This window comes from Arthrobacter sp. NPDC080086, assembly GCF_040702285.1.
The window spans coordinates 1-6481 of sequence record NZ_JBFBKP010000127.1 but is presented as its reverse complement, the minus strand read 5'-3'; the positions used below and the strand labels follow the sequence as shown (position 1 = coordinate 6481).

At 60.7% G+C, this 6481-nt stretch carries 14 protein-coding genes; all 14 read left to right on the top strand.

The features are described 5' to 3' along the window. Nucleotides 1-114, top strand: a 114-nt coding sequence (locus AB0305_RS22195) for a hypothetical protein (protein ID WP_366174049.1), incomplete at its 5' end; no start/stop codon positions are given. A gap of 107 nt (nt 115-221) precedes the next feature. Beyond that, entirely contained in the window at nt 222-533 is a 312-nt protein-coding gene (gene rpsJ / locus AB0305_RS22190; RefSeq protein WP_004634473.1) for a 30S ribosomal protein S10, read from the top strand. A gap of 287 nt (nt 534-820) precedes the next feature. Beyond that, complete coding sequence (rplC, locus tag AB0305_RS22185) at nt 821-1474, top strand: 50S ribosomal protein L3 (protein WP_199033313.1); 654 nt, start codon at nt 821-823, stop codon at nt 1472-1474. 11 nt (nt 1475-1485) lie between these two features. Next, nucleotides 1486-2106, top strand: a complete 621-nt coding sequence (rplD, locus tag AB0305_RS22180; RefSeq protein ID WP_021197584.1) for a 50S ribosomal protein L4 — start codon at nt 1486-1488, stop codon at nt 2104-2106. Then, nucleotides 2103-2417: a 50S ribosomal protein L23 gene (gene rplW / locus AB0305_RS22175; RefSeq protein WP_039598701.1), complete on the top strand. Its 315-nt coding sequence runs from the start codon at nt 2103-2105 to the stop codon at nt 2415-2417. The genes rplD and rplW overlap by 4 nt, the downstream gene beginning before the upstream one ends. Before the next feature lie 2 nt (nt 2418-2419). After that, nucleotides 2420-3250 (top strand): 50S ribosomal protein L2, encoded by an 831-nt coding sequence (gene rplB / locus AB0305_RS22170; RefSeq protein ID WP_021197582.1) that lies wholly within the window; start codon nt 2420-2422, stop codon nt 3248-3250. A 21-nt stretch (nt 3251-3271) separates the two neighbouring features. Further along, on the top strand, nt 3272-3547 hold the full coding sequence (gene rpsS / locus AB0305_RS22165; protein WP_252684639.1) for a 30S ribosomal protein S19: 276 nt from the start codon (nt 3272-3274) through the stop codon (nt 3545-3547). A gap of 9 nt (nt 3548-3556) precedes the next feature. Beyond that, entirely contained in the window at nt 3557-3886 is a 330-nt protein-coding gene (rplV, locus tag AB0305_RS22160; RefSeq protein ID WP_366174046.1) for a 50S ribosomal protein L22, read from the top strand. 9 nt (nt 3887-3895) lie between these two features. Next, nucleotides 3896-4687, top strand: coding sequence for a 30S ribosomal protein S3 (gene rpsC, locus AB0305_RS22155; RefSeq protein WP_124383233.1), 792 nt, complete (start codon nt 3896-3898; stop codon nt 4685-4687). A gap of 2 nt (nt 4688-4689) precedes the next feature. Continuing rightward, nucleotides 4690-5106, top strand: coding sequence for a 50S ribosomal protein L16 (rplP, locus tag AB0305_RS22150; RefSeq protein WP_003264123.1), 417 nt, complete (start codon nt 4690-4692; stop codon nt 5104-5106). 12 nt (nt 5107-5118) lie between these two features. After that, complete coding sequence (gene rpmC, locus AB0305_RS22145) at nt 5119-5313, top strand: 50S ribosomal protein L29 (RefSeq protein ID WP_004634481.1); 195 nt, start codon at nt 5119-5121, stop codon at nt 5311-5313. After that, nucleotides 5310-5579, top strand: coding sequence for a 30S ribosomal protein S17 (gene rpsQ, locus AB0305_RS22140; RefSeq protein WP_004634482.1), 270 nt, complete (start codon nt 5310-5312; stop codon nt 5577-5579). The genes rpmC and rpsQ overlap by 4 nt, the downstream gene beginning before the upstream one ends. 266 nt (nt 5580-5845) lie before the next feature. Then, nucleotides 5846-6214 carry a 50S ribosomal protein L14 gene (rplN, locus tag AB0305_RS22135; protein ID WP_003264129.1) on the top strand — a complete coding sequence of 123 codons (369 nt, stop codon included), beginning with the start codon at nt 5846-5848 and terminating at the stop codon, nt 6212-6214. 11 nt (nt 6215-6225) lie between these two features. Beyond that, a complete protein-coding gene (gene rplX, locus AB0305_RS22130; protein WP_366174042.1) occupies nt 6226-6450 on the top strand; it encodes a 50S ribosomal protein L24 in 225 nt (74 codons plus the stop codon). Nucleotides 6451-6481 lie beyond the last annotated feature (31 nt).

Here is a 6481-nt window from a genome sequence, read left to right as displayed (position 1 = left end):
TCGATCACCGTCAAGCTGATCGCCCCGATCGCCATGGAAGAAGGCCTGCGCTTCGCTATCCGCGAAGGTGGCCGTACCGTGGGTGCTGGCGTCGTCGCCAAGATCATCAAGTAAAAGGCGGACCGATGCGCCGTTCCTCGTAAGGGGCGTGGCGCATCGCCTGTTGCATCGCTCTTTCAATCTACCGGCGGCCCGGCCGCCATGCTCTTTAAGGAAACATCATGCAGAACCAGAAGATCCGTATCCGCCTGAAGGCTTTCGACTACCGCCTGATCGACCAGTCGGCCGCTGAAATCGTCGAGACCGCCAAGCGCACCGGCGCGATCGTCAAGGGCCCGGTGCCCCTGCCGACCCGCATCCAGCGTTTCGACGTTCTGCGTTCGCCGCACGTCAACAAGACCAGCCGCGACCAGTTCGAAATCCGTACGCACCAGCGCCTGATGGACATCGTCGATCCGACGGACAAGACTGTTGACGCGCTGATGAAGCTGGACCTGCCGGCTGGCGTGGACGTTGAGATCAAGCTGCAGTAAGCAAGACAACGCTGCTGGATCACTCCGGTAACGGGGCAAACGGCGAGCCAAGTGCTCGCCGTTTCGCTTTTGGGCGCCGAATGTTGCGCTGCGCACGACGCTCGTGCGCGTATTCGATGATCGCGCTTGCAGATTGTTTGTAGGCGGGATATAGTGTAGGGCTACCCCTTTAGTCAAGGGGAGTGGGCTGGCCATTTGGCCTCGCGCTGTCTCTTTAGGCGCAGTCCAGTTCAAGATTCGTAGTATCAATCAGCCCCGGCCAATCGCAGCTGGGAATGGAGCAAACCATGAGCCTTGGCCTTGTAGGTCGCAAGGTTGGCATGACCCGTATTTTCACGGACGACGGCGATTCGATTCCCGTTACCGTGCTCGAGGTCGGCGACAACCGCGTGACGCAAATCAAGACGGACGAGACCGACGGTTATACCGCGGTTCAAGTCACCTTCGGCACCCGACGCGCCAGCCGCGTCACCAAGCCGCTGGCGGGTCATCTCGCCAAAGCCGGCGTGGAAGCGGGCGAAGTCATCAAAGAATTCCGAGTGGATGCCGCTCGTGCCGCTGAATTCCAGCCGGGCGCGAACATCAGCGTCGACCTGTTCGAAGTCGGTCAGAAGATCGACGTCCAGGGTGTGACGATTGGTAAGGGCTACGCCGGTACCATCAAGCGTTACAACTTCTCGTCGGGCCGCGCCACGCACGGTAACTCGCGCTCGCACAACGTGCCGGGCTCGATCGGTATGGCGCAGGATCCGGGCCGCGTGTTCCCGGGTAAGCGCATGACCGGTCACATGGGTGACGTCACCCGTACCGTTCAGAACCTGGAAATCGCCAAGATCGACGCAGAGCGCAAGCTGCTGCTGGTCAAGGGCGCAATCCCGGGCGCCAAGGGCGGTCAAGTCATCGTCACGCCGGCCGTGAAGGCTCGCGTCAAGAAGGCATAAGGAGCAAACGCATGGAACTGAAGCTGCTCCAGGACAACGGTCAACTCGGCGCTGGCGTTGCTGCCTCGCCGGAAGTGTTCGGCCGTGACTATAACGAAGCCCTCGTTCACCAGATCGTCGTCGCTTACCAGGCCAACGCTCGCAGCGGTAACCGTAAGCAGAAGGATCGTGAAGAGGTCAAGCACACGACCAAGAAGCCGTGGCGCCAAAAGGGTACGGGCCGCGCCCGTGCAGGTATGAGTTCCTCCCCGCTGTGGCGCGGGGGTGGTCGTATCTTCCCGAATAGCCCGGAAGAAAACTTCTCGCAGAAGGTCAACAAGAAGATGTACCGCGCCGGCATGCGCTCGATTTATTCGCAGCTTGCCCGCGAAGGTCGCATCAACGTCGTTGACAGCCTGTCCGTCGAAGCGCCCAAGACCAAGCTGCTGGCCGACAAGCTCGGCGCCATGGGCCTGGATTCGGTGCTCGTGATTACCGATAACCTGGACGAAAACCTCTTCCTGGCATCGCGCAACCTGGCGCACGTGCTCGTGGTTGAGCCGCGTCACGCTGACCCCCTGTCGCTCGTGCACTACAAGAAGGTGCTCGTGACGAAGGGTGCCGTCGCGCAGATCGAGGAGTTGCTGAAATGACGCAAGTTGCCAAGAACGACCATCGCCTGATGCAGGTGCTGCTGGCGCCCGTGGTGTCTGAAAAGGCAACGCTGGTGGCCGAGAAGAACGAACAGGTCGTGTTCGAAGTGGCTCCCGACGCCAACAAGATCGAGGTGAAGGCTGCCGTTGAACTGCTGTTCAAGGTGGAAGTCGCTTCCGTCCAGATCCTGAACCGCAAGGGCAAGCAAAAGCGCTTCGGTCGCTTCATGGGTCGTCGTAACCACGTGAAGATGGCCTATGTCTCGCTGAAGCCGGGCCAGGAAATCAATTTTGAAGCGGAGGCCAAGTAATCATGGCACTCGTTAAGACCAAGCCGACATCGCCGGGCCGCCGCTCGATGGTGAAGGTCGTCAACCCCGACCTTCACAAGGGTGCGCCGCACGCTCCGCTGCTGGAAAAGCAATTCCAGAAGTCGGGTCGTAACAACAACGGCCACATCACCACGCGTCATAAGGGCGGTGGTCACAAGCATCACTATCGCATCGTCGACTTCAAGCGTAACGATAAGGACGGCATCCCGGCCAAGATCGAGCGCCTGGAATACGATCCGAACCGTAGCGCCAACATCGCGCTCGTGCTGTTCGCTGACGGCGAGCGTCGCTACATCATCGCCCCGAAGGGTGCTGTGGTTGGCCAAGCTATCGCCAACGGCTCGGAAGCGCCGATCAAGGCTGGTAACAACCTGCCGATCCGCAACATTCCGGTCGGTACGACAATCCACTGCGTGGAAATCCTGCCGGGCAAGGGCGCGCAGGTTGCCCGTTCGGCCGGTACGTCCGCCGTGCTGCTGGCTCGCGAAGGCATCTACGCTCAAGTGCGTCTGCGCTCGGGTGAAGTGCGTCGCGTGCACATCGAGTGCCGCGCGACCATCGGTGAAGTCGGCAACGAAGAGCACAGCCTGCGCCAGATCGGCAAGGCCGGTGCAACCCGTTGGCGCGGTATTCGCCCGACCGTTCGTGGTGTGGTGATGAACCCGGTGGATCACCCGCACGGTGGTGGTGAAGGCAAGACTGCTGCTGGCCGTGATCCGGTGTCCCCGTGGGGTACGCCGACCAAGGGCTACCGCACCCGTCGTAACAAGCGCACGGACAGCATGATCGTTCAGCGCCGTCACAAGCGTTAATCGGTAGGTAGGAGCTAAGAAATGACTCGTTCCGTAAAGAAAGGTCCGTTCATCGACGCCCACCTGCTGAAGAAGGTGGAAGCGGCGGTGAGCACCAAGGACAAGAAGCCCATCAAGACGTGGTCGCGTCGTTCGACCATTCTGCCGGACTTCATCGGTCTGACGATCGCCGTTCACAACGGCCGTCAGCACGTGCCCGTGTATGTCACGGAAAACATGGTTGGCCACAAGCTCGGCGAATTTGCGCTCACCCGCACGTTCAAGGGCCACGCTGCCGACAAGAAAGCGAAGCGATAAGGGGCAATCATGGAAGTTAAAGCGATTCATCGCGGCGCCCGTATCTCCGCACAGAAGACGCGCCTGGTTGCTGACCAGATCCGCGGCCTGTCGATCGAGCGCGCGCTCAACGTGCTGACGTTCAGCCCGAAGAAGGCGGCTGGCATCGTGAAGAAGGTGGTCGAGTCCGCCATCGCGAACGCCGAGCACAACGAAGGCGCCGACATCGATGAGCTGAAGGTCAAGTCGATCTACGTCGACAAGGCAACGTCGCTCAAGCGCTTCACCGCGCGTGCGAAGGGCCGTGGCAACCGCATCGAGAAACAAACCTGTCACATCACTGTGACGCTGGGCAACTAAGGGGTCACGATGGGACAGAAGATTCATCCGACTGGCTTCCGTCTGGCTGTCAGCCGTAACTGGGCTTCGCGTTGGTACGCAAGCAACACCCAGTTTGCCGGCATGCTCAAGGAAGACATCGAAGTTCGCGAGTTTCTGAAGAAGAAGCTGAAGAACGCTTCGGTGGGCCGCGTGGTCATCGAGCGTCCGGCTAAGAATGCGCGTATCACCATTTACAGCTCGCGTCCGGGCGTGGTGATCGGCAAGAAGGGCGAGGACATCGAACTGCTGAAGGCTGAACTGCAGCGTCGCATGGGCGTGCCCGTGCACGTGAACATCGAAGAAATCCGCAAGCCGGAAGTCGATGCACAGCTGATCGCCGATTCGATCACGCAGCAGCTCGAGCGCCGCATCATGTTCCGCCGCGCCATGAAGCGGGCGATGCAGAACGCAATGCGTCTGGGTGCGCAAGGCATCAAGATCATGAGCTCGGGCCGTCTGAACGGCATCGAAATCGCCCGTACCGAGTGGTACCGCGAAGGCCGTGTGCCCCTGCACACGCTGCGCGCCGATATCGACTACGGCTTCTCCGAAGCGGAAACCACCTACGGCATCATTGGTGTCAAGGTGTGGGTGTACAAGGGCGACCACCTGGGTCGCAACGATGCGCCCGTCGTGGAAGAGCCGAAGGAAGACGAGCGCCGTCGCCGCCCGGGTCGCCCGGAAGGCCGTCGCCGTGAGGGCGAAGGTCGCCCGGCCGGTCAGCGCCGCGGTGCTGGTGCAGGTGCCCGTCGTGGTGCCGACGCCAAGACTGGAGAATAAGCATGCTGCAACCTAAGCGCAGGAAATACCGCAAGGAGCAGAAGGGCCGTAACACCGGTATCGCCACGCGCGGTAACGCCGTGTCGTTCGGCGAATTCGGCCTGAAGGCGATGGGCCGCGGCCGTCTGACCGCACGTCAGATCGAGTCGGCCCGTCGTGCGATGACCCGTCACATCAAGCGTGGCGGCCGCATTTGGATCCGGATTTTCCCGGACAAGCCGATCTCGAAGAAGCCTGCCGAAGTCCGTATGGGTAACGGTAAGGGCAACCCGGAATACTACGTGGCTGAAATTCAGCCGGGCAAGATGCTGTACGAAATGGACGGCGTTGGCGAAGAACTGGCACGCGAGGCATTCCGCCTGGCCGCTGCCAAGCTGCCGATCGCGACCAGCTTCGTGGTGCGTCAGGTCGGAACGTAAGGAGCACACACCATGAAAGCATCCGAACTGCGCGACAAAGATGTCGCGGGGCTGAACCAGGAGCTCTCTGAGCTGCTGAAGGCCCAATTTGGCCTGCGCATGCAAAAGGCGACGCAACAGCTGCAGAACACCAGCCAGCTGAAGAAGGTGCGTCGTGACATTGCGCGTGTCCGCACCGTGCTGGGCCAGAAGGGGAACCAGAAATGACTGAAGCCGCAACGTCCCTGAAGCGCACGCTCGTCGGTCGCGTTGTCAGCAACAAGATGGACAAGACCGTCACGGTCCTGATCGAAAACCGCGTCAAGCATCCGCTGTACGGCAAGTACGTGGTGCGCTCGAAGAAGTACCACGCGCACGACGAAGCCAACCAGTACAACGAAGGCGACAAGGTTGAGATCACGGAATCGCGTCCGCTCTCCCGCACCAAGTCGTGGGTGGTGTCGCGTTTGCTTGAAGCTGCACGCGTGATCTAAAACAACAGCGCAGTAGTTTGCTGTTGCAAGACCGAGATTATGTGATATAGTCTCGGTCTTTCCCTTTGAGAGAGTTGCTAGCAGCTACGCTGGCGGCGCAGTAAAGGGAAAGGCGAATGGGCCAGGCGGCAGTCGCCGTCGGGCAGCTACCGACTTCAAGTTGATCAACCCAATCGCAGTTGGCGCAATGCCAGCAGCCGGCGGGACCAAGACTGATCGCCTCTGCGCATTGTGCGTCTGGCGAATTAAGTTGGGACGAGAACACCATGATTCAGACAGAAAGCCGGCTCGAAGTGGCCGATAACACGGGTGCGCGTGAAGTCATGTGCATCAAGGTGCTGGGCGGTTCGAAGCGCCGCTACGCCAGCGTCGGCGACATCATCAAGGTCAGCGTCAAGGATGCTGCCCCGCGTGGTCGCGTGAAGAAGGGCGATATCTACAACGCCGTGGTGGTGCGTACCGCCAAGGGCGTGCGCCGTCCTGACGGTTCGCTCATCAAGTTCGACGGCAATGCCGCCGTGCTGCTGAACACCAAGCTTGAGCCGATCGGCACCCGTATCTTCGGGCCGGTCACTCGCGAACTCCGTACCGAGCGCTTCATGAAGATCGTGTCGCTCGCGCCGGAAGTGCTGTAATCGGAGGCCGCATGAACAAGATTCGCAAGGGCGATCGCGTCATCGTCCGTACCGGTAAAGACAAGGGTAAGCAAGGTACCGTGCTGTCCGTGCTCGCTGAGCACGTGACGGTGGAAGGTGTGAACGTTGCCAAGAAGCACGTGCGCCCGAACCCGATGCTGGGTACCTCGGGTGGTCGTGCCGAACGACTCCACCACGCCCAGCACCAGCGCGGCAGCCAGCGTGCCCGGCACTGAACCCAACCCACCCAGCACGATGATGGCCAGC